This window comes from Pseudomonas sp. SF2 (assembly GCF_036858055.1).
Taxonomy (GTDB): domain Bacteria; phylum Pseudomonadota; class Gammaproteobacteria; order Pseudomonadales; family Pseudomonadaceae; genus Aquipseudomonas.
Genome location: NZ_JAMBDI010000082.1, coordinates 1 through 551, shown reverse-complemented (window position 1 = coordinate 551; position 551 = coordinate 1). Strand labels below are relative to the sequence as shown.

At 58.1% G+C, this 551-nt stretch carries 1 pseudogene; it reads left to right on the top strand.

The annotated features are described in order from the left end of the window. Positions 1–551: pseudogene (locus M2S36_RS24915) on the top strand (PAAR domain-containing protein); the annotation flags it as partial.

The window sequence follows — 551 nt, the reverse complement described above, 5'->3', positions numbered from 1 at the left end:
GAGCAAGGCTTCAAGGCAGGGGAAATCTTCGTTATCGGTGACCCTGACAATGGTGATGCCTGCACCCGCGAGGAGGGACAGTTGATGGCGGCGGCACAGCATGCACGCCGTGCGCTGGCGGTGCTCGATTTCGCCGAAGCGGACTTCATGATGGAGCATCAGGCCGAAATCGCCGGCTTGCTCAGCAATGCCAGTCAGTCCATGGGCGTGGGCAAGGACATGCTGGAACAAGGTTTGAAGCAGGTCAGTAATACGCTGACCAGTATCGAGCAACTGCATCAGCGCGAGTTCATGCGCCATGGCCACTTGAACAGCCCGGGCTTTTTTGCCGAACGGCGACAGCTGCTGCAGCAACTGGATGGTCAGTTGAAAGCGGCGTACCTCAACAAACAGCTGAACCTGGGCAGCTATGAGCGGCTGAAGAAGAGCTTGAACATTTCGACCAAAAGACTTGTGCACCATTGGTCGAAGGCGGGCGGGCCGGGGCAGATTCCGGGGTATGCGACGCACCTGGACAAGGTGGCGCGGCTCAGCAAGTACCTTGAATATGG